At 72.7% G+C, this 21,412-nt stretch carries 21 protein-coding genes and 1 pseudogene; 15 read left to right on the top strand and 7 right to left on the bottom strand.

Annotation, left to right across the window (positions count from 1 at the left end):
* Positions 1–44 precede the first annotated feature (44 nt).
* The gene (locus OHB01_RS19245; protein WP_142647242.1) at positions 45–1,163 is read left to right on the top strand and encodes an acetate/propionate family kinase; all 1,119 of its coding nucleotides are present in this window, start codon (positions 45–47) and stop codon (positions 1,161–1,163) included.
* Positions 1,164–1,174: 11 nt separating this feature from the next.
* Positions 1,175–1,957, top strand: a complete 783-nt coding sequence (locus tag OHB01_RS19240; protein WP_147943849.1) for a PhzF family phenazine biosynthesis protein — start codon at positions 1,175–1,177, stop codon at positions 1,955–1,957.
* Between the two features lie 139 nt (positions 1,958–2,096).
* On the opposite strand, the gene OHB01_RS19235 is transcribed toward OHB01_RS19240, so the two are convergent.
* The gene (locus tag OHB01_RS19235) at positions 2,097–3,104 is read right to left on the bottom strand and encodes a carboxymuconolactone decarboxylase family protein (RefSeq protein ID WP_328710836.1); all 1,008 of its coding nucleotides are present in this window, start codon (positions 3,102–3,104) and stop codon (positions 2,097–2,099) included.
* A gap of 197 nt (positions 3,105–3,301) precedes the next feature.
* Between OHB01_RS19235 and OHB01_RS19230 the strand changes: the two genes are divergently transcribed.
* Complete coding sequence (locus OHB01_RS19230) at positions 3,302–4,738, top strand: sensor histidine kinase (protein WP_328710837.1); 1,437 nt, start codon at positions 3,302–3,304, stop codon at positions 4,736–4,738.
* Complete coding sequence (locus OHB01_RS19225) at positions 4,735–5,409, top strand: response regulator (protein WP_142647245.1); 675 nt, start codon at positions 4,735–4,737, stop codon at positions 5,407–5,409. The genes OHB01_RS19230 and OHB01_RS19225 overlap by 4 nt, the downstream gene beginning before the upstream one ends.
* 20 nt (positions 5,410–5,429) lie before the next feature.
* Here the strand turns inward: OHB01_RS19225 and metE are convergent, their stop codons facing one another.
* Complete coding sequence (gene metE / locus OHB01_RS19220; RefSeq protein WP_328855780.1) at positions 5,430–7,658, bottom strand: 5-methyltetrahydropteroyltriglutamate--homocysteine S-methyltransferase; 2,229 nt, start codon at positions 7,656–7,658, stop codon at positions 5,430–5,432.
* A gap of 112 nt (positions 7,659–7,770) precedes the next feature.
* Positions 7,771–8,628 carry a helix-turn-helix transcriptional regulator gene (locus OHB01_RS19215; protein WP_142647247.1) on the bottom strand — a complete coding sequence of 286 codons (858 nt, stop codon included), beginning with the start codon at positions 8,626–8,628 and terminating at the stop codon, positions 7,771–7,773.
* A gap of 88 nt (positions 8,629–8,716) precedes the next feature.
* On the opposite strand from OHB01_RS19215, the gene OHB01_RS19210 reads away from it, so the two are divergent.
* Positions 8,717–9,526, top strand: a complete 810-nt coding sequence (locus OHB01_RS19210) for a glucose 1-dehydrogenase (protein ID WP_328855779.1) — start codon at positions 8,717–8,719, stop codon at positions 9,524–9,526.
* A 155-nt stretch (positions 9,527–9,681) separates the two neighbouring features.
* Here OHB01_RS19210 and OHB01_RS19205 read toward each other — a convergent pair whose 3' ends face one another.
* The 3 genes from OHB01_RS19205 to OHB01_RS19195 form a co-directional block, all read right to left on the bottom strand.
* Positions 9,682–10,023 carry an MmcQ/YjbR family DNA-binding protein gene (locus OHB01_RS19205; protein ID WP_168065853.1) on the bottom strand — a complete coding sequence of 114 codons (342 nt, stop codon included), beginning with the start codon at positions 10,021–10,023 and terminating at the stop codon, positions 9,682–9,684.
* 171 nt (positions 10,024–10,194) lie between these two features.
* On the bottom strand, positions 10,195–10,347 hold the full coding sequence (locus tag OHB01_RS19200; RefSeq protein WP_168065855.1) for a hypothetical protein: 153 nt from the start codon (positions 10,345–10,347) through the stop codon (positions 10,195–10,197).
* 258 nt (positions 10,348–10,605) lie between these two features.
* A complete protein-coding gene (locus tag OHB01_RS19195; protein WP_142647249.1) occupies positions 10,606–11,511 on the bottom strand; it encodes a MerR family transcriptional regulator in 906 nt (301 codons plus the stop codon).
* Between the two features lie 115 nt (positions 11,512–11,626).
* On the opposite strand from OHB01_RS19195, the gene OHB01_RS19190 reads away from it, so the two are divergent.
* The 3 genes from OHB01_RS19190 (at position 11,627) to OHB01_RS19180 (ending at position 15,706) form a co-directional block, all read left to right on the top strand.
* Positions 11,627–12,448 (top strand): SAM-dependent methyltransferase, encoded by an 822-nt coding sequence (locus OHB01_RS19190; protein WP_142647250.1) that lies wholly within the window; start codon positions 11,627–11,629, stop codon positions 12,446–12,448.
* Positions 12,449–13,355: 907 nt separating this feature from the next.
* Positions 13,356–13,601, top strand: a complete 246-nt coding sequence (locus OHB01_RS19185) for a hypothetical protein (protein WP_328855778.1) — start codon at positions 13,356–13,358, stop codon at positions 13,599–13,601.
* Positions 13,580–15,706 (top strand): HNH endonuclease signature motif containing protein, encoded by a 2,127-nt coding sequence (locus OHB01_RS19180; RefSeq protein ID WP_328855777.1) that lies wholly within the window; start codon positions 13,580–13,582, stop codon positions 15,704–15,706. Before OHB01_RS19185 ends, OHB01_RS19180 begins: the two co-directional genes overlap by 22 nt.
* 231 nt (positions 15,707–15,937) lie before the next feature.
* Here OHB01_RS19180 and OHB01_RS19175 read toward each other — a convergent pair.
* Positions 15,938–16,144: pseudogene (locus tag OHB01_RS19175) on the bottom strand (S-adenosylmethionine--2-demethylmenaquinone methyltransferase); the annotation flags it as partial.
* Positions 16,145–16,310: 166 nt separating this feature from the next.
* On the opposite strand from OHB01_RS19175, the gene OHB01_RS19170 reads away from it, so the two are divergent.
* The 7 genes from OHB01_RS19170 to OHB01_RS19140 all read left to right on the top strand — a co-directional run bounded on the left by OHB01_RS19170 (position 16,311) and on the right by OHB01_RS19140 (position 21,398).
* The gene (locus OHB01_RS19170; protein WP_328855776.1) at positions 16,311–16,436 is read left to right on the top strand and encodes a hypothetical protein; all 126 of its coding nucleotides are present in this window, start codon (positions 16,311–16,313) and stop codon (positions 16,434–16,436) included.
* Positions 16,437–16,629: 193 nt separating this feature from the next.
* On the top strand, positions 16,630–17,301 hold the full coding sequence (locus OHB01_RS19165) for a class II aldolase/adducin family protein (protein WP_142647252.1): 672 nt from the start codon (positions 16,630–16,632) through the stop codon (positions 17,299–17,301).
* The gene (locus OHB01_RS19160) at positions 17,298–17,702 is read left to right on the top strand and encodes a carboxymuconolactone decarboxylase family protein (RefSeq protein WP_328710842.1); all 405 of its coding nucleotides are present in this window, start codon (positions 17,298–17,300) and stop codon (positions 17,700–17,702) included. The genes OHB01_RS19165 and OHB01_RS19160 overlap by 4 nt, the downstream gene beginning before the upstream one ends.
* Positions 17,699–18,685 (top strand): aliphatic sulfonate ABC transporter substrate-binding protein, encoded by a 987-nt coding sequence (locus OHB01_RS19155; protein ID WP_328710843.1) that lies wholly within the window; start codon positions 17,699–17,701, stop codon positions 18,683–18,685. Before OHB01_RS19160 ends, OHB01_RS19155 begins: the two co-directional genes overlap by 4 nt.
* Positions 18,682–19,446, top strand: coding sequence for an ABC transporter permease (locus tag OHB01_RS19150; RefSeq protein WP_328710844.1), 765 nt, complete (start codon positions 18,682–18,684; stop codon positions 19,444–19,446). Before OHB01_RS19155 ends, OHB01_RS19150 begins: the two co-directional genes overlap by 4 nt.
* A gap of 2 nt (positions 19,447–19,448) precedes the next feature.
* Positions 19,449–20,264 (top strand): ABC transporter ATP-binding protein, encoded by an 816-nt coding sequence (locus OHB01_RS19145; protein WP_328710845.1) that lies wholly within the window; start codon positions 19,449–19,451, stop codon positions 20,262–20,264.
* 12 nt (positions 20,265–20,276) lie between these two features.
* Entirely contained in the window at positions 20,277–21,398 is a 1,122-nt protein-coding gene (locus tag OHB01_RS19140) for an LLM class flavin-dependent oxidoreductase (protein WP_142647253.1), read from the top strand.
* The last annotated feature ends 14 nt before the right edge of the window (positions 21,399–21,412 follow it).

Here is a 21,412-nt window from a genome sequence, read left to right as displayed (position 1 = left end):
CCCGCCGGGGGTTTGCCCGCCGGGCCGCCGGAAAGACGGAGGCCATGACACCGACCGTGCTCACCGTGAACGCGGGCTCCAGCAGCCTGCAACTGCATCTGGTGCGGGACGGCCGCGTGCTGCGCACCGAGCACAGCGAGCACGGCCCGGACCCCGCCACGGCGGAGCGTACGCTGTCGGACTTCCTGTCCGGGGCGGGCACCGAGGTGACCGCCGTCGGCCACCGGATCGTCCACGGCGGCGAGGCCGTACGCGCTCCGATGGTCGCCGACGACGACCTGGTAGAGGCCGCACGCGGTTACGCGGACCTCGCGCCGCTGCACGTGCCGCCCGCGCTCGCGCTGGTCGAGGCGGCCCGGCGGGTGCTGCCGTCCGTGCCACACGTGCTGTGCCCCGACACCGCCTTCCACGCGGGGCTTCCGGCCGTCGCCGCGACCTACGCCCTGCCCGCCGGGTGGCGGCGGCGCTGGGGCCTGCGCCGCTACGGCTTCCATGGGCTGTCGTACGCGTGGGCGGCCCGCCGGGCGGCCGAGCTGCTCGGACGCCCGGCCGGGAAGGTCAGCCTGGTCCTCACGCATCTCGGCGGCGGATGCTCGGTCTGCGCCGTGCGCGGCGGCCGGAGCGTGGACACCTCGATGGGGTTCACTCCGTTGGAGGGCGTGCCCATGAGCACGCGTTCCGGCAGCGTCGATCCCGGCATGCTCCTGTGGCTGCTGTCCGGCGCACGCCTCACGCTGGACGAGCTGCGCGACGGGCTGGAGCACGGCTCCGGGCTGCTCGGGCTCTCCGGGGGCCTGTCCGGCGACACCCGCGACCTGGTCGCCTCGCCGGAGGCGGCCGCCGCCCTGGCGCTCGACGTGTTCGCCTACCGGGTGAGCCGGGAGATCGCCGCCGCCACCGCCGCACTCGACCGGCTCGACGCGCTCGTGTTCACCGGCGAGATCGGCTGGGACCAGCCGGAGGTGCGCGAGGCGGTGTGCGCCAGGCTGTCGCTGCTCGGCGTGGAGCCGCCCGCCGTGACCGACGCCGACCGGGATCTTGTCGTCAGTCCGCCGGGCGCCCGCGTGCCGGTCCTCGTCGTACGGCCCCGCGAGGAGCTCCAGATCGCCCGGGAGACCCTGGCCGCGCTCGGCCGTCCCGGTGGCCGAGACGGGCGGCCGTAGAATCCGCAGACATGCGCATCTTCACCGTGGACTCCTTCACCGAGCGGCCGTTCCGGGGCAATCCCGCCGCGGTCTGCCTCCTCGACGAGACCGTGCCGGACGAGTGGATGCAGGCGGTGGCCGCCGAGATGCGCCATTCGGAGACGGCCTTCGTGCTCGGGCGGGGTGAGGGGCCGTGCTCGCTGCGCTGGTTCACCCCCGCGGTCGAGGTCGCGCTGTGCGGGCACGCCACCCTGGCCACCGCGCACGTCCTCTACTCCCTCGGGGAGTCCGGACGGCTGGAGTTCGAGACGAAGAGCGGCATTCTCGCGACCGAGCAGGCGGACGGCGGGCTGATCGCGATGGACTTCCCGGCGAAGCGGGCCGCGCAGTGCCCGCCGCCGGACGGCCTCGTCGAGGCCCTCGGCGTCACGCCGGTGTGGACCGGCCGCAGCGAGTTCGACCTGCTGGTCGAGGTCGGCTCGGCCGATGAGGTCCGGGCCGCCGAGCCCGACATGGCGCGGCTGGCCGAGGTCGAGGCCCGTGGCGTCATCGTGACGGCGTCCGGCGAGGGCACCTCCGCCGACTACGTCTCCCGGTTCTTCGGCCCCCGGGTGGGCGTGCCCGAGGACCCGGTCACCGGGTCGGCCCACTGCGTGCTCGCGCCGCACTGGTCGGCCAGGCTCGGCCGGGACGCGCTCGTCGGCGAGCAGGTGTCGCGGCGCGGCGGAACCGTGCGCACGACCCTGCGCGGCGACCGCGTCGAGCTCGCCGGCCACGCCGTGACCATCTGGTCCGGCGAGCTGGAGGTCTGACCTCCGACGACCGCGCCCCGGACACGGAGGGCCGCGCGGAATCCTCGTGGGCGGCCGGCGTGCGATGTCGGCGGGCGGGCGCGCGCCGTCAGGACGCTCGCGGCCTCAGGAGGCGGGAACGGCGGTCGGAGGCGCTGTGTCAGGAGGCGGGGACCGCGAGAGCGGCCTCGATCCGGCGGACGGCGGTGATCGCCCCGAACGCCAGCAGCCGCACGAGGTCGGCGTCGGACCGTCCTCCCCCGGCCTCCCGCCAGGCGGCCACGTCCGCGTCGGCCACCCGATAAGGCGCGAGGGCCGCCAGCAGGGCGAGCTTGGCCGCCGGGCGCTGTGCGGGCGCGACGTCCTCCAGCGGGCCGGACGGCCAGCCGGTCAGCGGCGGGTGCCCGCCGTCCCAGACCGCGACGGCCTCCACGACCGCCTCCCTGGCCGAGTCGCCCAGCAGGTGGCCGCCCTCCCCAGCCGCCGCCCGCAGCGCGGCGAACGCCACCCCGGCCGGGGCACCCGCCGCCCAGGCCGGGGCCGGGCCCGAGGGCAGCCCGTGCAGCAGGGGCAGCGCCTCACCCCGTGGCCGCCTGCGGCGCACCGTCTTTGCGAGGGCCCTGCCGCCCAGGCCGCGTACGAGCCGGGAGCGTTGCAGGCCGGCCGGCAGAAGGTCGTCGGTAAGCAACGACGACACCATCCGGTTGATGAAATGGAAGGCGAGGGCCGTGCCGATGTGCTCGGCCGCGTGATCCTCCGGACACGGCGGCGCCTTCCCGGACGTGGCCGTGCCGAACGCCCAGGCGAACAGCCGGGCGTGTTCGGGATCGGACGGCCTCTCCCCACGCGCGACGGTCTCGGCCAGCTCGTGCTCACCGGTCGCGTGCAGGAGCACGGTGTGCGCGTCCACGCAGAACGGGCACTTGTTGGCGAGAGAGACCCCGGTTGCGACGACCTCCTTGGCCGCCCTCGGGGCCTGCCCGGCGACCAGCGACTCACGCAGCATCGCCCACGTGGCGGCGAGCACCTCGGGGGCCGGGGACAACGTCAGGAACAGCGGCATGCGGGCCAGGCCGAAATCACGGGTGATCTGCGCGTAGACCTGGGCGATCAGCCCGGCCGCCGCCTCCGTGGGCACCGGGGTCACATATCGGTAGCGCGTCGGCATCGCGGCCTCCTCATCGGTGGTGCTGTCATGCGAGCCGATCCTGCCGAGCGCGGTCGCCCACGTCGTCGTACGGCGGAATGCGTTTCCGGCCGCTCCCCGCGCGGCTGCGGGGCGACGGCCGTACTCCGGGGGGAGTAGTGCGGGATCGGTCCGCCGGGAGGAGGCGGGCCGAATCGTCCTCGGTCTACTCTGCTGACATGGACGGCGATCGCGGACGGCAGGCCTCCTCCAGCCCACGGAAGTCTCAGCCACCGGTGATCGTGGACATGCCCGCGCCGCCCGAGCCGCGGGCACTCGCGGAGCCTGCTCTCCCGAAGGACCCTGCTCTCCCGAAGAACCCGGGCCGCGCAGATGAACCGGCGGCCTCGAAGGGATCGGTCCTGTCGGACGGACCGGCCCTCCCGGAGGAACCGGAGGGATCGGATGAACCGGCCGTCTCGGACGACGGGGCGGAGGCCGGGCGACGCCCCCTCCCCCGGTTCCACCTGTCGGACGCCGTGCTCGGGGTGGTCGTAGCGGTGGCGCTCGCGGGCGGCACCCTGCTTCCCGGCTCGCCGAACGGGCCCGCGCAACTGGGGGTGGTGGGCTACCTGCTCCTGATGGTCGGGTCCGCCGCCCTGGCCGTGCGGCGGGCGATGCCGGTGACGGCGCTCGTCGTCTCCGCGGCCTGCATGCTGGTCTACGCCCTGCGGGTGCAGCCGGAGACCGCGACCGCGTTCCCCCTCCTGATCACGGTGTTCTCGGCGGCCGCCGCGGGCCGTCGCGTGTGGGCGGTCGCGGGCAGCGCCGTCTACCTCACCGGTGTCCTGCTGGTGCAGTTGTCGGACCTCGGCGGCGGGACCCCGCGCGAGGTGGTCGACCGGGTGGGCCTGCTCGTCGGCTGGTTCGTCGCCGCCAACGTGGCGGGGGTCGTCTCCCGGCAGCGGCAGGCGTACCTGCGCCAGGCCGAACAGCGGGCCGTCGAGGCGGAGCGCACCCGCGAGGAGGTCGCGCTGCGCCGGGCCGGCGAGGAGCGGCTGCGCATCGCCAGGGAACTGCACGACTCGCTCACCCACAGCATCTCGATCATCAAGGTGCAGGCCGGGGTGGCCGTCCATCTGGCGCGCAAGCGCGGCGACGAGGTGCCGCCCGCGCTGCTGGCGATCCAGGACGCGAGCGCGGACGCCATGCGCGAGCTGCGCGCGACGCTTGAGGTGCTGCGCGAACCCGGCCCCGACGACGCGCCCGGCGCGGCCCGGGCCGACAGGATCGGCGAACTGGTCGAGCGGGCCCGGTCGGCGGGCGTGCCGGCCACGCTGTCGATCAGCGGCACGCCCCGCGCCCTGCCGCCCGAGGTCGACCTGACCGCCTACCGGATCGTGCAGGAGGCGCTCACCAACGTGGCGCGGCACGCGGGCCCCGCCTCGGCGTCCGTGCAGGTCCGCTATCTGCCCGGCGCCCTCGTCGTACGCGTCGAGGACGACGGCAGAGGAACCGCGACACCGAACGAGTCCTCTCATGTGGGCGTCGGGCTCACCGGCATGCGCGAGCGGGTGTCCGCGCTCGGCGGGCGGCTCCACACCGGTCCGGGCGCGGACGGCGGCTTCACCGTGCACGCCGAGCTGCCCCTCCCGGTGCGGGAGGGAGCGGCGTGATCAGGGTGCTGCTGGTGGACGACCAGGCGCTGATCCGGGCCGGATTCAAGGCGCTGCTCGACGCCGAGGACGACGTGGAGGTGGTCGGCGAGGCGGGCGACGGCAGCCAGGGCCTGGCACTGGCCGAACGGCACGTGCCCGACGTCGCGCTCGTGGACATCCAGATGCCGGTGATGGACGGCATCGAGACCACCCGCCGCATCGCCGACGATCCCCGCCTGGCCGCCACCCGGGTGGTGATCCTGACCAACTACGGGCTCGACCGCTACGTGTTCGACGCGCTGCGGGCGGGCGCGAGCGGCTTCCTGCTCAAGGACACCGATCCGGCGGAGCTCGTCCAGGCGATCAGGGTCGCGGCGCGCGGCGACGCCCTGCTGTCGCCCGCGGTCACCCGGACGCTCATCAGCGAGTACGTCTCCCGCCCGCCGGACGCCGTGCCGACTGCCGCCCTGGAGCAGCTCACCAACCGCGAACGGGAGGTCGTCGCCCTGGTCGCGCGCGGCCTCACCAACGAGGAGATCGCCGCTCACATGGTGATCAGCCCGTTCACCGCCAAGACCCACGTGAGCAGGGCGATGACCAAGCTCGGCGCGCGCGACCGGGCCCAGCTCGTCGTCTTCGCCTACGAGTCCGGCCTGGTGATCCCCCGGGGTGCCGCCAGGCCCCGCTGAACCGTTCCCCAGGAAAGCGGTCAGAAGAGGCGCTCGCGCAGGCGGGCCGCCGCCTCGACCACATTGGCGAGCGCCGCCTCGACCTGCTCGTACGTGCGGGTCTTCAGCCCGCAGTCGGGGTTGACCCACAACCGCTCGGCGGGCACGCTCCGCAGCGCCTCCGCGAGCAGGTGCTCCACCTCGTCGGCGCCCGGTACGCGCGGCGAGTGGATGTCGTACACGCCCGGCCCCAATCCCCGGGGGAAGGCGCCGACCGCGCCGAGCATCCGTCCCCGCGAGCGCGCCGACTCGATGCTCGTGACGTCCGCGTCAAGGGCGTCGATCGCGGCGAGGATCTCGTCGGCGTCCGAATAGCACAGATGCGTGTGGATCTGCGTGTGCTCGCTCGCTCCCGAGGTGGCCCATCGGTAGGCCGCGACCGCCCACTCCAGGTAGGCGGCCTGCTCGGCGCGCCGCAGCGGCACCAGCTCGCGCAGCGCGGGCTCGTCGACCTGGATGACACGGATGCCCGCCTCCTCCAGGTCGCCCACCTCCTCACGCACGGCGTCGGCGACCTGGAACACGACCTCGCGCAGCGGCAGGTCGTCGCGGACGAACGACCAGGCCACGATCGTCACCGGGCCGGTGAGCATGCCCTTGACCGGCTTGCTCGTCAGCGACTGGGCATACCGCGCCCACCGCACAGTGATCGGCTCCGGCCGCCGCACGTCGCCGTACAGGATGGGCGGGCGGGTGCAGCGCGAGCCGTACGACTGGACCCAGCCGTGCCGGGTGACGGCGAAGCCGTCGAGGTGCTCGGCGAAATACTGCACCATGTCGTTGCGCTCGGGCTCGCCGTGCACGAGGACGTCCAGCCCCAGCCGCTCCTGCAGCGCGATGACCTGCTCGATCTCCGCGCGGACCATGCTCTCGTAGGCCGCCTCGCCGATCTGCCCGGCCGCCAGGGCCGCCCGGGCGCGGCGCAGCTCACCCGTCTGGGGGAAGGAGCCGATCGTGGTGACCGGCAGGAGCGGCAGCTTCAGGTGCTCGGCCTGCGCCGCCGCCCGTATGGGGTAGGGGGCGCGGCCCTGCTCCGTACGGGCCGGGAACGCGTGTGGGCGCTCCGGTGCGGCGGGCTGTCCGGGCAGGTCACGCGCGGGTGTGGCCGCGAGCCGGGCCGCCAGGTCGACCACCTCGGCGACCTTCTGCTCCGCGAACGCCAGCCGCTCCCGCAGCGCGAGGTCGAGGCCGGTCTCGCGCTCCACGTCGTAGGGCACGTGGAGGAGCGAGCACGACGTGCTCACCGCGACCCGCCCGGCACGCTCCCGTACGGCGAGCAGCGTGGCCAGCGCGCGGTCCCGGTCGGTGCGCCACACGTCGCGTCCCGAGACCACGCCGACGACGACCGTCTTGCCGCGCAGCGCCTCCACATCCAGCGTCTCCACGCCCTGGGCCGCGCCCCGGACGAGGTCGAGGGCGACGGCCTCGACCGGCGCTCCGGCCAGCACGGGCAGCGCGTCGCCGAGATCCCCGAAATAGGAGGCGACCAGCAGCGCGGGCCGATGCTCCAGCCGTCCCAGCCGGTCGTACGCCGCCTCGACCGCGGCCAGCTCGGCGGTGGTGCGGTCGGCGACCAGGGCGGGCTCGTCCAGTTGCACCCAGCCGACGCCCTCGGCGGCCAGCTCGGCCAGCAGACGCGCGTACACCTCGACCACGTCGTCCAGCCGGTCGAGCGGGGCGAAGCCGTCCGGGCTGTCCGGGGCGGCCTGCGACAGCAGCAGGAACGTCACCGGCCCGACCAGCACGGGCCGGGTCTCCAGCCCCAGCGCGCGGGCCTCGCGCACCTCGCCCAGCGGCTTGGCGGCGTCGAGCGAGAAGACCGTGTCCGGGCCGATCTCGGGAACGATGTAGTGATAGTTGGTGTCGAACCACTTGGTCATGCGCAGCGGGGCGATCCCCTCGGCGCCCCGGGCCATCGCGAAGTAGGTCGCCAGGTCGTCGTCGTGCCGGTAACGCCCCGGCACCGCGCCCAGCAGCACCGCCGTGTCGAGCACCTGGTCGTAGTAGGAGAACGTGTTCGACGGCAGGCCCTCCAGCCCGAGCGCGGCGAGCCGCCGCCAGGTGTCCTCCCGCACCCGCCGCGCGGTCTCCTCCAGGTCCGTACGGCTGGAACGCCCCTCCCAGTAGGACTCCAGCGCCCGCTTCAACTCGCGATCCGGCCCGATCCGCGGATAGCCCAGCACGGTCGATGCGGGAAAGGACGACGTCATCACCACTCCTCAGATGTCGAACGGGACGCCCCGCATCCTCCCCTCGTCCCGTCCTGGTGTGGCGGATCTATTGACCCCGCTTATGGATCAGTTCGGCGGGTCACTCCGCCGGTCACCGGGGGGCGTCCATGCGCTGCGTGCCGATGACCGACAGCAGCCGCAGCGCCTGATCGGACGGTGAACCGGGGACGGCGGTGTAGATCACCATCTGCTGATCGCGGTCGGCGATGTCGAGGACGTCGCAGTTGACGGTGATCGGGCCGACCATCGCGTGGTGGAAGGTCTTGGAGAGTGTGGGCCGGTCCGTGACGTCGTGGGAAGCCCACAGCCGGGCGAACTCCGGGCTCTTCGCGAGGAGCTCGTCCACCAGCCCGGTCACCTCGGGCGCGTCGGGATAGCGGGCGGCGGCGGCGCGCAGCCGCCGGGCCGCGTGCCGGGCGAAGTCGTCGGCGTCGGCCATGTTGATTCCGTACAACGGCCGTCTCTCGGGGTGGGGGGCGAGGAACACGCGGCGCACCAGGTTGCGGTCACGCGGCGACAGGGCCGAGAAGTCCTCCATGAGTGCCGCCGCCAGCTCGTTCCAGGCGAGCACCTCGAACGTGGCGGACGTCACGAACGCCGCGGCCTGCGGCAACCTCGCCAGCAGGTCCAGGATGCTCTGCCGGACCTCCCGCGAGGGCCCCGGCGGCGGGGCGGGCGAGGCGCCGGCGAGGTAGTGGAGGTGGGCGCGCTCGGCGTCCGACAGGCGCAGGGCCCGGGCCAGCCCGGCCAGCACCTCACGCGACGGGCGCGGACCGCGGGCCTGCTCCAGCCGCGTGTAGTACTCCGTCGAAATGAAGGCGAGCTGCGCCGCCTCCTCACGCCGCAACCCCGGCGTACGACGCCTGGGCCCGGCGGGCAGCCCCACGTCCGCAGGGCTGATCCGCTCGCGCCTGCTGCGCAGGAAGTCGGCCAGTTCTCGTCGGTCCACGCCTCCAGTGTGCACGCGACGCCGCAGGCCGAGCCAGGTACCGCCGATGCCTGGATAGGCCCGCGCCCACCGGCGCAGGCTCACTGCCATGGACAACACACCGAACATCGACACGACCACCCCCACCACACCCGGCGCTCCCGGCCTGCTCGACGGCAAGGTCGCCTTCGTCAGCGGCGCCGGACGCGGCATCGGAGCCGCGGCGGCGCGGCTGTTCGCCCGGGAGGGCGCACGCGTGCTCCTCGCGGCCCGGACGGAGGTGCAGCTCAAGGCGGTGACCGAGGAGATCCGCGCGGCGGGCGGCACCGCCGACTACGTGGTGTGCGACCTGGCCGACGCGGCGAGCGTGCGCGCCGCCGTGAACCGCGCCGCGGACCTGTACGGCCGGCTCGACGTCGCCTTCAACAACGGGGCGATCGGCCAGCAGCCCGGCCCGTTGGACCGGATGCCCGAGGCCGAATTCGACAGCGTCTACGCCGTGAACCTCAAGGGCGTCTGGCTGGCCATGGTCGCCGAGGTGGAGGTGATCCGGGGCACCGCGGGCACGGGCGCCATCGTCAACAACTCGTCCGTCGGCAGTTGGGGAGGCAACCCGGAGCTGCCGGCCTACGGTGCGATGAAACGGGCGGTCAACAGCCTCACCGAGTCGGCCGCCGTCACCTACGGCCCCGAAGGCATCCGCGTCAACGCCATCGCTCCCGGCAACACGCTGACCGAGATGATCCTCGCCTGGGAGGCGCAGTCCCCGGGTCTCCAGGAGCGACTCACGGCCGTGACACCGCTGCGCCGCGGGGCCGACCCTGCCGAGATCGCCGAGGCGGCCGCCTGGCTGCTGAGCGACCGCGCATCCTTCGTGACCGGAGCCGTCCTGCGCGTCGACGGCGGCGCCCGGGTCTGACCCCTGGGCAGCGCTCCCCCGCCCCGAGGGCCCGGGCCGCCGGCCCGGATTCATCGACCACGCTTATAAATCAGGCTCCGGCCGTGCCGCCTGCCGACGCCTTGCACCGCCACTCGGCGGGCCGGGCCGGGCCGGTGGCGGGGTCAGGTGGCGGGTCAGGTGGCGTCGTAGGCGGCGGCGACGCGTTTGGGCACGACCATGCGCCAGGCGTCGACGACGAGCTCCCGCATCTCGGCCTCGTCGATGGCCGCCATCCTGACCCGGACCCAGTTGTAGCGCTCGTCCGAGGGAACGGGCATGAGGAACTTCTCCGGCTCGGAGGCCACGAGCGCCGCCCGCTCCTCCTTGGGGAACCCGAAGCCCATCAGGGTCTCGTCCGGGGAGATCGAGGCGTACACGATGCCCCTGACCCGGAACTTCACGTAGTCGCGCACCAGTGCTTCCTCGGTGCGGGGCAGTGTCAGCGCGACCCGCCGCACGTCGTCGGCCGTGACCATCAGACGCCGTCCTCGGCGCGGACGGCGCCCGCCGCTCTCGGCGATGAAAGATCGAACATCGTCACGGACGCACCATAGCCCCGGCCACCGACATTCCGGCCGGTCCCGCCGCACGGGTTCCGGGCGGGTGCCGCCCGGAACCCCGGCGGGGACGAGCATTCACGGGCCTGCTCATGGGCGCCGCGCAGCGGCCAGGAACATGGGCACAGCGAGGAACAGCCGACCCCGCCGCGCCCGGCCGGTCTGCTCGGCGATCCAGTCGTCGGCCTGCCGCCGGGTGACCGCCCTCGCCGCGTACGCGCCCTCGGCCACGCCGGTGACCATCGGCAGGAGCGAACCGTCCGTGAAGACACCCGTACGGACCTCGACGGCGACGTCCTCGAAGCCCGCGTCGAGCAGGGCGGCGCATCGAACAGGCCCGGGCGGCCCTGGAGGTGGTCGAGTGCGCGCTGGGCTGCGACCACGACGACATCACCGGCTGCGCGCACTTCCAGCAGGCCGTGCTCGACCGGATCGGCCCTCCCGCATCGCTCGCCGACGCCCGATGACCGATGGCCGGTGACTGATGACTGATGACCGGCGCTACGGGTGAGCGCGCAGGGCGGCGAGGAGCCAGGCGAAGTCGTCTGCGTGGGACGGCTTGGGCTCCCGGCCGTTGATCACGGCCATGAGGTGCCGGTAGCGGTCGGCCTCGGCGAACAGGCCGGCCTCAAGACGCTGCGCGACGGCCGCCCGGGCGTCGGCGTCCATGTCGCCGAGCAGGCGGTCGACGACCTCGACGGCCTCGGGTGATTCGGGGCTCACCCCGTTCTGCCGCGCCTCGCCCACCTGCCAGGCGACCTTCTTCGCGAACCACATGAAGGCCCCGGGCTCCTGCCCGGCGCGGTTGCGCGTGTTGTGCTCCACCATGTCGCGCATGCGCTGCCGGAAGCCCGGGTCCCGCACGAGCTCGGCGAGCTCCACCCAGGCGTCCACCTGCTCCGGCGTGGGGTCGTCGGGCAGGGCGATCTCGGTGTGCCCCAGCCGGTTCCTGAGCTCCGGATCGGCGTCCTGCCCGCCGAAGACCTCGTCCACGAAGTTCTCGATGATGCGCCGCCGCTCCTCGGCGGACAGCCGTGCCAGCTCGTTCAACAGTTTCGTCTCCTCTGTTCCGGCCCGCCGCTTCGCGACGGTGCTGAGCACCGCGCGCCGGAGCCGCAGGGTGCGGATCTGCGCGTCGAGTGCGTTCACATGGACGGCGGCGACGTCGGCCAGGGTGACCTTCCGCTCCAGCACCCGCCGTACGTCGTCCAGGCCGAGCCCGAGATCCCGCAGGGTCCTGATGAGTTCGAGCCGGGCCACGGCGCCGGCGTCGTAGAGCCGGTAGCCTCCCTCGCTCCGCTCCACAGGCGGCAGTGCGCCGACGTCCGACCAGTATCGGATCGTGCGCACCGGCATCCCGGTGCGGCGGGAGAGCCATCCGATGGTGAACAGCTCGTCGTCGTCCATGACGCCGAGTCTGGTCTCTCCACCGGCTGGAGACTCAAGGGGCGTTTCGCACCGCTATGCCAGGGGCCGGGAAATCTCTAAGGTTGAGCGTGATCAGTGACGGCAGGAGGACCGGATGAGCGAAGGCTCGGCGGACGGCTCCGGCGAGGAGCACCGTCCCAAGCTCGACACCAGCGTGCCGCACTCGGCGCGCATCTGGAACTACTTCCTGGGCGGCAAGGACCACTTCACCGTCGACCGTGAGCTCGGCGAGCAGATCCGGCAGGCGTACCCCGGCATCGTCGACATCGCCCGCCAGTCGCGGGGCTTCCTCGGCCGGGCCGTACGGCACCTGGCCGGAGATGTGGGCATCCGGCAGTTCCTCGACATCGGCACCGGCCTGCCGACCGCCGACAACACCCACCAGGTGGCGCAGCGGGTGGCCCCGGAGTGCCGCGTCGTGTACGTGGACAACGACCCGCTCGTGCTGGTGCACGCGAACGCCCTGCTGATCAGCAGCCCGCCCGGCGCGACCGACTACATCGAGGCCGACGTACGCCGGCCGGACGAGATCCTGAGCGCCGCGTCGAAGACGCTCGATTTCGGCGAGCCGGTGGCCCTCATGTTGCTGGGGATCATGGGCCAGGTGCTCGACGACGAGGAGGCGTACGGGATCGTGCGCCGGCTCATGGACGCCCTGCCGTCCGGCAGCCACCTGGTGTTCGAGGACGGCACGAAGGTCGTCCTGCCCGAGGCGGCCGACGAGGCGGAGCGCATCCGCGCCGAGGGCGGCGACCCCTACCGGCTGCGTACGCCCGAGCAGTTCGCGCGCTTCTTCGACGGCCTGACCCTGCTGGAGCCGGGGGTGGTGTCGGTGTCGCGGTGGCGACCAGACCGCAGCCAGTTCGGGGAGGCGCCCGAGGTCGACGCGCTCTGCGGGGTGGCCCGCAAGGACTGACCCGCCGAGGCGCCACCGTCACCGCCCAGCACCCGCCACGGGCTGCGCCTCCCCCGGCGAACGTGCCGCCGTCACTGCGCCGCCGTCCACTGCGTCTCCGTCCACTGCGCGCGCCCTCTCGCGCTGGTACCTCACCAGCATCGACAGGGTTCGCACCGGTGCCCCATACCGGACGTGATCGCCGACCGCGCCGTTCAACTCGACCGCGCCCTGCGCGCGGTCGAACACGCCGTCGCCGCCTTCTGAGCAGCCCTGTCACCGTTTTCTGGGCCTTCGCCGTTCTGGGCCTTCGCCGTTCTGGGTCTTCGGCGCTTTCCGAGCAGCGCCGAACCACTTCCTGGCAGCGCCGTCCCCACTCTGTGAGCGGCGGCGTTCCACTTTCTGGTAGCGCCATCGCAGGTTTCCGGGCTTTCGATGCTTGCTGGGTAGTGCCTTCGACGCTTGGCGGTAGTGCTTTCCGCGTTCTCTGAGCGGCTCCTTGGCTTCCTTTCTGGGCCGCCCCTTCGGTGGCCGGCACGCCCTGTTTTCGGGTTGACCTGCGGCTCCAACCCTTCGCTTCGGACGGTTGCTGTTCATTCACGGAGTGTGAGAGAATCCATACATCAGTTCGAATCAAGTGAGGAAGGCGCGATGGATATGTTCGACATCGATCCTGAGCGCCTTCGCCGTTCGAACGATGATGACGGCGAGTGGTGGGACCGTCTGATCGCCAATTCGCCGCTGTGGTCGTCCGACGGCTCGTCCGCCCGTGAGCCCTTCCCGATCATCAACTTTGGGCCCCGGCAGCCCGCCGACACGCTCGGCACCCAGACCACGGACGCCCCAGGGACGGACGTCCCAGGCACCGACACCGACAGCGCAGACAGCGACGACGCGAACGCCGTGCGTGGGGCTGCCATCGGTGCGAATGCCGCTGGCACGGACGGCGCTCGCGCGGACGCCGCCCGTGGGACTGCCGATGGTGGGGCTGCCGATGGCGCGGACGCTGCTGACGCGGATGCTTCTGGCGCGGATGCTTCTGGCGCGGATGGCGCCCGTGGTGATGCCGCTGACGCGGGTGCTTCCGGTGTGGGTGGCCGCGGTCGGGGTCGTGTGCGGTCGTCGTGGGTGGTGGTGGGGTCGGTTCGTGAGGTGGCCCAAGAGCTGGCGCTGACCCCGCTTCCCGATGACGTGGATGTGTGCCTGGCCGAGGCGGAAGAGCTGCTGTTCGCCCGCGACCGGATCACCAGCGCCCTGGCCGACCGCGTCGGCCGGGTCCACCGAGCAGGTCAGGCCAGGCAGCACGGCCATGCCTCCACCCGCTGCTGGCTACGCACCAGTGGGGGGATGACCATTGGCGGAGCTGGCCGCCTGCTCACCCTCGGCGCGGAACTACCCCGCCTCCCCACCGTGCGGGAGAAGTTCGCCACAGGGGAGCTGGCGGCGGGGGTGGTGGAGGCCATCTGCGCCGCCGTCGCCGGACTAACCGACGAGCAAGCCGGCCTGGCGGAGCCGATCTTGGTGGACCTGGCCGGCAAAGCGGGGGCGGCGGAGGTCGCCAAGGCCGGCCGCCATCTGCGGGCGGTGCTCGACCCCGATGGGGAAGAGCGGGATGAGCGGGCCGATTACGGGCGGCGGTTCCTGCGGGTCCGCCCGGGCAAGGGCGGCGGCGTGGAAGGAGAGTTCTACCTGCCGCGTGAGGCCGGCGCCCGGTTGATGGCCTTGTTGCAGGCGTATGCCAAGCTGAGGGCACAGGGTGATGACCGCCCGCTGACGGTACGTCAGGCGGACGCGCTGATCGCGCTGCTGGAGCAGAAGATCGCCACCGAGCTCCTCGTCGTGGTCAGCGCCGAATCCCTCCCCACCGACCCCGAAACCACCGCAGACCCCGAAAACACCGACGACCCATACCCCGCCGACCCGGCCACCCAAGACACCGCCGCCGACAACGCGAGCGACCCCGCTCCTGGCGAGGCCGACGGCCCTGCTGACAGCGAGGCCGGGGCAGATGCCGGTGCGGAGATTACCGATGACACCGGCGACCCTGCGCCCGCCGAGGCCGAAGACACCAGCGACTACTCCCACGACGCCACTGGAAGCGCCGAGACCCTGAGCAAGACTGCGGATGGCACCGACGACTCCGACGCCCTGGACGAGCTTGACGCTGCCGATGCGGATACCGGTGCAGGAAGCGATGCCGCTGCCGACGGCGCTGCGGACACCGGTGCCGATGAAGATGCAGCCGCCGACGACGCTTGCGCTACCGCAGACGCCGGCATCGGTGACGTGCGCGAAGCCGAGGCCGACCCTGTCACCAATCCCGCCACCGCCCCTGCCCCTGCCCCTGCCCCTGGATCCGGTAACGCCACGGCCGGGCTTCCCGTTGAGGAGTCTCGCGGCTGCGGGATCGATAAGCGCGGGACCGGTGAGCGGCGGCCCGGTGAGTGCGTGCCGCGCGACACCGCGAGCACCGCCTCTGCCGACTGCGACATAGCACCCTCGGAGGCGGCGCAGCCGGATCCTCCTCCTGAGGACGCCTCCACACGCCACACCCACGCCGGGCCTCGGCCTGCGGGGGACTGCCGGCATGGCCAGGGCACGTGCCCGTGCGACGGCCAGGCGCGCTGCTCGCGTGCGACGCCGACACCGGGGGCACCGGGGCCATCGGGAACGGCGCCCGGCGGGCCGGGACCGGAGCCGGAGACACCACCCGGGAGGGCATCGGGAACAGCACCGGGAGCCGGGCGAGGGACACCGGGGACGGCCCAAGAAGCGGCGCAAGGAGCGGCGCCGGGTGCAGCTCCGGGAGCGTCGGCAGGCATGCCGCCCGGGGCGTCGCTGAGGCCAGCGTTGGGGGCATCGTTGGGGATGGTGCCGGGGTTGTTGCTGGCGACCGGGCAGGTGCTGCCCGTCTCCAGCGTGCACCGGCTCGCCCGGACCTCGACTCTGGTGCGGATCGTCATGAACGCCGACGGGCAGGTCCTCGACATGGGCCGCAAGGTCCGCCTGGCCACCCCCGCCCAACGCCGGGCCATCTTCGCCCGGTACGCCACGTGCTGGATCGACGGCTGCCCCCTCCCGGCGACCATGTGCCAGATCGACCACGCCGACAACTGGAGCACCGGCGGCCTGACGGACCTGAAGCGCCTCGGCCCGGCCTGCCAGTTCCACAACCGAGACCGCTACCAGCACCCCGACCGCTACACCCGCCGCAAAGAAGGCACCGACCGCTGGGCCTTCACCTACCACCGGATCGGGAGCAGGCGGCCGCGCGAGTGAGGCGGGGGCACGGAGAGGTGGGCCGACGCGCGGACAGGGGCCGGGCGGCTGCGGGAGTGAGGCGGGAGGCACGGTAGGCACCGCGCAGGCAGGCTCGGGCACCGCGCAGACAGGTCGCGTCGGACTGCAGGCGCGGGAGGCACAGGGGGCGACGCACAGGCAGGTCCGGGGTGGCGTTGCGAATAGCCGCCCGGGGAAGCTCAGGCGTCGAGGCGGTGGTCGCTGACCAGCGATGCCGTCCTCGCTGTAGAGCCACGCGCCCGGGACGAAGGTCACGTCGCCGAAGCTCACGGGGACGTCGATCTCTCCCTGGCCGGTCTTGGCGCTCCTGCGCGCGTTGGCGCCGAGCGCCTTGATGCCGAGATCGAGACCGGCTAGGGCGGCCGTGTCCCGTACCGTGCCCTCGACCACCAGCACCCGGCCCCCTCTGTGCACGGCCCAGGCACGCGCTCATGCTCGACTGCCGCGGCGGGCTCTCGTCCCAGGTGCCGTTCGACCCGACCGCCGCCGGGCTGAGCCTCCTGGTGGTCGACACGCGCGCTTCGCAGCCCTGACGGGCGGCGAGTACGGCCGGCGACGCGCCGAATGCGAGGAGGCCGCGTCCATGGTGGGCGTGGCCGCGCTGCGCGACTTCAAGGACCTGGCCGCCGCGCTGGCGGCGGTGCGCGACCCGATGCTGCGCCGCCGCGTTCGTCCCGTCCGACGACGCCCGCCGCATCACGCCCTCTGAATGCCCCGAGCCCCGGGTGCGGGCGGCGCCGCACCCTTGACTCTCTATATTCTCTACTGGTTTAGTATAGAAATACAGCGCCCTTGACCGCCGATACGGCCGTCTTCTGCTGCGATCATCGTCGATCCGCTGCCGTCCATTGCCCTCGATCCGTCACCACGTCCGTGCTGACAGTCACCGGAGATTGCTTCAGATGTCACAGGCACTGCAGACCACCGATCCCCTCCCGCTCGCGGACCCGGGCGTCACCGCGGCGCGGGACGCACTGCTCGGCGCGGTGCGGAACCTCTTCACCTCCGACGTCATGTCCAAGAGCGGGCACGGGAACGCGAGCGTCCGCCTGCCGGGCGACCCCGGCCACATCCTGCTGACCTCCCGCGGACTGCTCCGTGACCTGGGGACGGAGGAGTTCGCCGTGGTCACCCTGGACGGAGACCTCGTCGCGGGGTGGCTGGCCCCCGAGAATGAGGAGATCGTCCGGATGCACACCGAGGTCTACCGGGCCCGGCCCGGCACAGGCTCGGTCATCCACACCCACTCGCCGTTCGCGACCGCATACGCCGTCGCGGGACGGGCGCTGCCGGCGCGGTACGAGTCGCTGCTGCGCGCGGGGCAGTCCGAGGACGTCCCCGTCGCCCCCTACGGTGCCCGGGGCAGCGGCCGGGCTGTCTCCAACATCGTCGACACGTTCACCGCGCACCCGCGCAGCGGCGCCGTCCTGCTGGCCAACCACGGCGTGCTGGCGACCGGCGCCGACGCCGCCGGGGCGAGCAGGCTCGCGGTCGCGCTAGAGGAGACCGCGCAGGTCACGCTGGGCGCGACGGCGCTCGGCGGCGCCATCGCGATCGAGGACGGCTCCCGGTGACCACTGGACCCGACACCGGCGCCTACGAGGAGACCTATCTGACGTTGTTCGGCCACGTCCCCGACGCCGTCCGGGACCGGTGGACGTTCAGCGCCGAGCACGGCCGCTTCACCGCCCCCGGCCTCCTGGAGGAGCTGCGCCGAGAGGTCATCACCCGCAGCCCGCTCGGGCTGAAGGTCCAGCAACTCGTCCAGTTCGCGCAGCTCGTGGCGCTCGGACGGGCCGACGCCGCCCGGCACCACGCCCTCGGCGCCGTCCGCGCCGGAGCCGGCGAGCGGGACCTCCTCGCGGTCGCCGAGACCACTCTCATCACCTCGGGCGTTCCCGGATATTCCCTCGCCCTCGCGCTGGCCCGGGAAGCGCTCGCCACCACCGACCAGCACCCAGAGAAGGAATCATGACCCGTCGTCCCCCGTCCCGGCTGCGCGCCCTCACGGCTGGCCTGGCCGGCCTCGTCATCGCCCTCGCCGCGGCGGGTTGCGGCGGCGGTGAAGCCGACGGCGGCGCCACCGTGCTGCGCGTCGGCACCACCAAGACTTTCGGGTGGGTGCCGACGTTCCCGGCGCACGGCGACGATAAGGCCGGCAACGTCCACATCGAGGTCGTGGACCTCATCGGCGGCTCCAACGCCATGATCGCAGCGCTCAAGGCCGGCAAGATCGACGTCGCGGAGCTGGGCGAGGTCGGCCCCGTGGTGGCCCAGGCCGGAGACGTCCCCTTCAAGATCATCGCGTCCACGACCCCCTGGCCGAAGGGGCAGGGCATCATCGTGGACGAGAAGTCCCCGATCAGGTCGCTCGCCGACCTGAAGGGCAAGCGCATCTCCTACGTCCGCGGCACCAACTCGCACTGGACGCTGCAGCAGGCCCTCGCCTCGGTGAACCTGACGATGGAGGACGTGAACCTCGTCCAGCTCCCGGACGGGACCAACGCCCAGCAGGTCTTGCGCAGCGGCCAGCTGGACGCGGCGACAGTGATCGACCCGACGCTGACGACGTTCCTGTCGTCCGGCAGCCGCCTGCTCACCGACGGCACCGGGATCAACGCCAACAACCCCCTGTTCTACATCGCGAGCGAGGACGCCCTCGGCAAGAAGAAGGAGGCGGTGGGCGCTTTCGTGTCGCAGCTCGCGAAGCACGTCGCCTGGGCGAAGTCCAACCCGGAGAAGCGCGCCGCCGCCGTAGCCGAATTGAACCGCATTCCGCTGGAGGTCGCCCTCAAGGCCGAACGCAACCGTCCCGACGGGCTGCACCCCATCGAGGACGCGACCGTCCGCAACAACCAGCGCATCGCCGACTTGTTCTTCGAGCAGGGCGTCATCAAGAAGGAGATCAAGGTGGACAGCGTGTTCACCACCGAGTTCAACGCGCGGACGAAACCATGACGGCCCCTCGGGCCCTTCGCAGGACCGCGGTACCGGCCGGGCTCGTCGCCCTCTGGCAGCTGCTGGCTGAGACCGGCGCCATCGACGCGCGCATCACGTCGTCCCCCTGGGAGATCGTGACGTCGCTGAGCGAGATGATCGGCTCCGGCGAGCTGGCCGAGCACCTGGAGATCTCGCTGTTCCGCGCCGTCGTCGGCCTCGTCCTCGGGGCGGCGCTGGCGACCTTGGCGGGCGTCGCCGCCGGCCTGTCCCGGCTGGGTGAGGACGCCCTGGACTCCACCATCCAGGCGATCAGGACCATGCCCTACCTCGGCATGGTGCCGCTGTTCATCCTCTGGTTCGGGCTGGGCGAGGCGCCGCGGATCACGATGGTCGCGCTCGGCAGCTTCTTCCCCGTCTACCTGAACGTCTTCAAAGGCATCCGGGACGTCGACGACCGGCTCATCGACCTCGGCCGCGGCTACCGGGTCGGCCGGTGGGAGCTGATCCGCGACGTCATCCTGCCGGGGGCGATGCCGTCGGCGCTCGTCGGCCTCCGGTACGCGCTCGGCACCGCGTGGATGAGCCTCGTTGTCGCCGAGCAGATCAACGCGCAGTCGGGGCTGGGCTACCTGATCGTCCAGGCGAACACCCTCGCCCAGACCTCGGTCATCATCACGGCGCTGGCGGTCTACGCGGTCATCGGCATCCTGGCCGACGCGATCGTCCGGCTCATCGAGAAGCGGGCGCTCCGGTGGCGGCGCGCCTTCGAGGGAGCGTGACCATGACGGACTCAGGCCACGACGCCATCAGGCTGCGCGGCGTCGGCCGGACCTTCGGCGACCGGGCCGTGCTCGCGGGGATCGACCTCGCGGTCGCGCAGCACGAGTTCGCCGTCCTCGTCGGTGCGAGCGGCTGCGGGAAGTCGACGCTGCTGCGGATCGTCGCGGGCCTCGACTCCGACGCGACCGGCGAGGTCCACGTCGGGGGCGAGCACGCAATCGTGTTCCAGGACGCCCGGCTGCTGCCGTGGCGGACGGTCTGGCGCAACGTCGTCTTCGGCCTACGTGGATCGCGCGCTGACCTGCGCGCGCGGGCCGACCGTGCGCTGGAGGAGGTGGGGCTGCCCGGCCGCGGCGACTCCTGGCCCCTGACGCTGTCGGGCGGCGAGGCCCAGCGGGTGGCGCTCGCCCGCGCCCTCGTCCGCACGCCCGACCTGCTGCTGCTCGATGAGCCGTTCGCCGCGCTGGACGCCCTGACGCGCCTGAAGATGCAGCGCCAGGTCGCCGGGCTGTGGCGGCGCCACGAGATCACCACACTGATGGTCACGCATGACGTCGAGGAGGCGTTGCTGCTGGCCGACCGGGTGCTGCTGGTCGACGGCGGCCGGATCGCCGACGAGATCCGCGTCGGCCTCCCCCGCCCACGCGACCCACGCGACCCCGAGTTCGCCGCGCTGCGGTACCGCCTCCTGCTGAGCCTCGGCGTTGACCTATCCGGCGGGACCGGCGCCGAGCCTCGGCCGGGCGCCGAACCGGACAACGCGCCCACGCTGGCCGCCGTCACCGGCAGGCCCGACCACGCCGACACCCGCGCCTGAAAGGAGCGACCGATGGAATTCCACTGGTTCCTGCCGACCTACGGGGACGGTCGCAACATCGTCAGCACCGACCGCTCCGGGCGGACCGCCGAGGAAGGGCTCTACGCGCGCGTCCGCGAGTCCGACCCGTACTACCTCGTCCAGCTCGGCCGCGCGGCCGAGCAGGCCGGCTTCTCCGGCGTCCTCCTACCGACGGGATTCAGCAGCGAGGACACCTTCGTCACCACCGCGAGCGTCGCCCAGGAGACGCGCACGCTGGAGTTCATCGTCGCGTTCCGCGCCGGCCTGACCCTGCCGGCAATCACCGCGCAGATGACCGGGACGCTGCAGCGCGCCACCCGCGGGCGCGTCCGGCTGAACATCACCACTGGCGGCAGCCCCGCCGACCAGCGCGCGTACGGCGACTTCCTCGACCATGACGACCGCTACCGGCGGACTGACGACTTCCTCACCGTCCTCGACCTGCTGTGGCGCGGCGAGCCGTTCGTCCACGAGGGCCCGTACTTCCGCAACGCCGTCGAGAAGCCCGCCGACTTCGGCCTCCGCCCGCCGATCTACTTCGCGGGCTCCTCCGACGTCGCGAAGGACGTCGCGGCACGCCACGCCGACGTGTACCTCATGTACGGGGAGCCGCCGCCAGCGATCCGCACGCGCGTGGACGAGATGCGCGAGCGCGCCGCCGCATATGGCCGGACTCTCAGGTTCGGCGTGTTCATGCACGTCATCACGCGGGAGACGGAACGGGAGGCCTACGCGGAGGCCGCCCGCCACCTCGCCACCATGACCCCGGAGGCGGTCGCCGCGACACAGCGGGCCCTTAAGGCCATGGACTCGGTGGGCCAGGCGCGCGTCCGTGGCCTGCATGGCGGCAGGCACGGCGCCGTCGAGGACCTACTCGTCCACCCGAACGTGTGGGCCGGGATCGGGCTCGTGCGCGGCGGCGGCGGGACGGCGCTGCTCGGCAGCCACGCGCAGGTTGCCGAGCGCATCGAGGAGTACGCCGACGCCGGGCTCGACACCCTGATCCTCAACGGCTACCCGGCACTGGAGGAGGCGTACCGCGTGGGCGAGCTCGTCCTGCCGCGCGTCGGGGGCGCCGCCCGGCGGGACGTCCCCGCCCACGCCGCGTCCTGACCGCCCAGATCCGC

It is taken from the genome of Microbispora hainanensis, assembly GCF_036186745.1.
GTDB lineage: Bacteria > Actinomycetota > Actinomycetes > Streptosporangiales > Streptosporangiaceae > Microbispora.
Note: the sequence above shows the minus strand (reverse complement) of the source record. Positions and strands in the feature narration are given on the sequence as shown.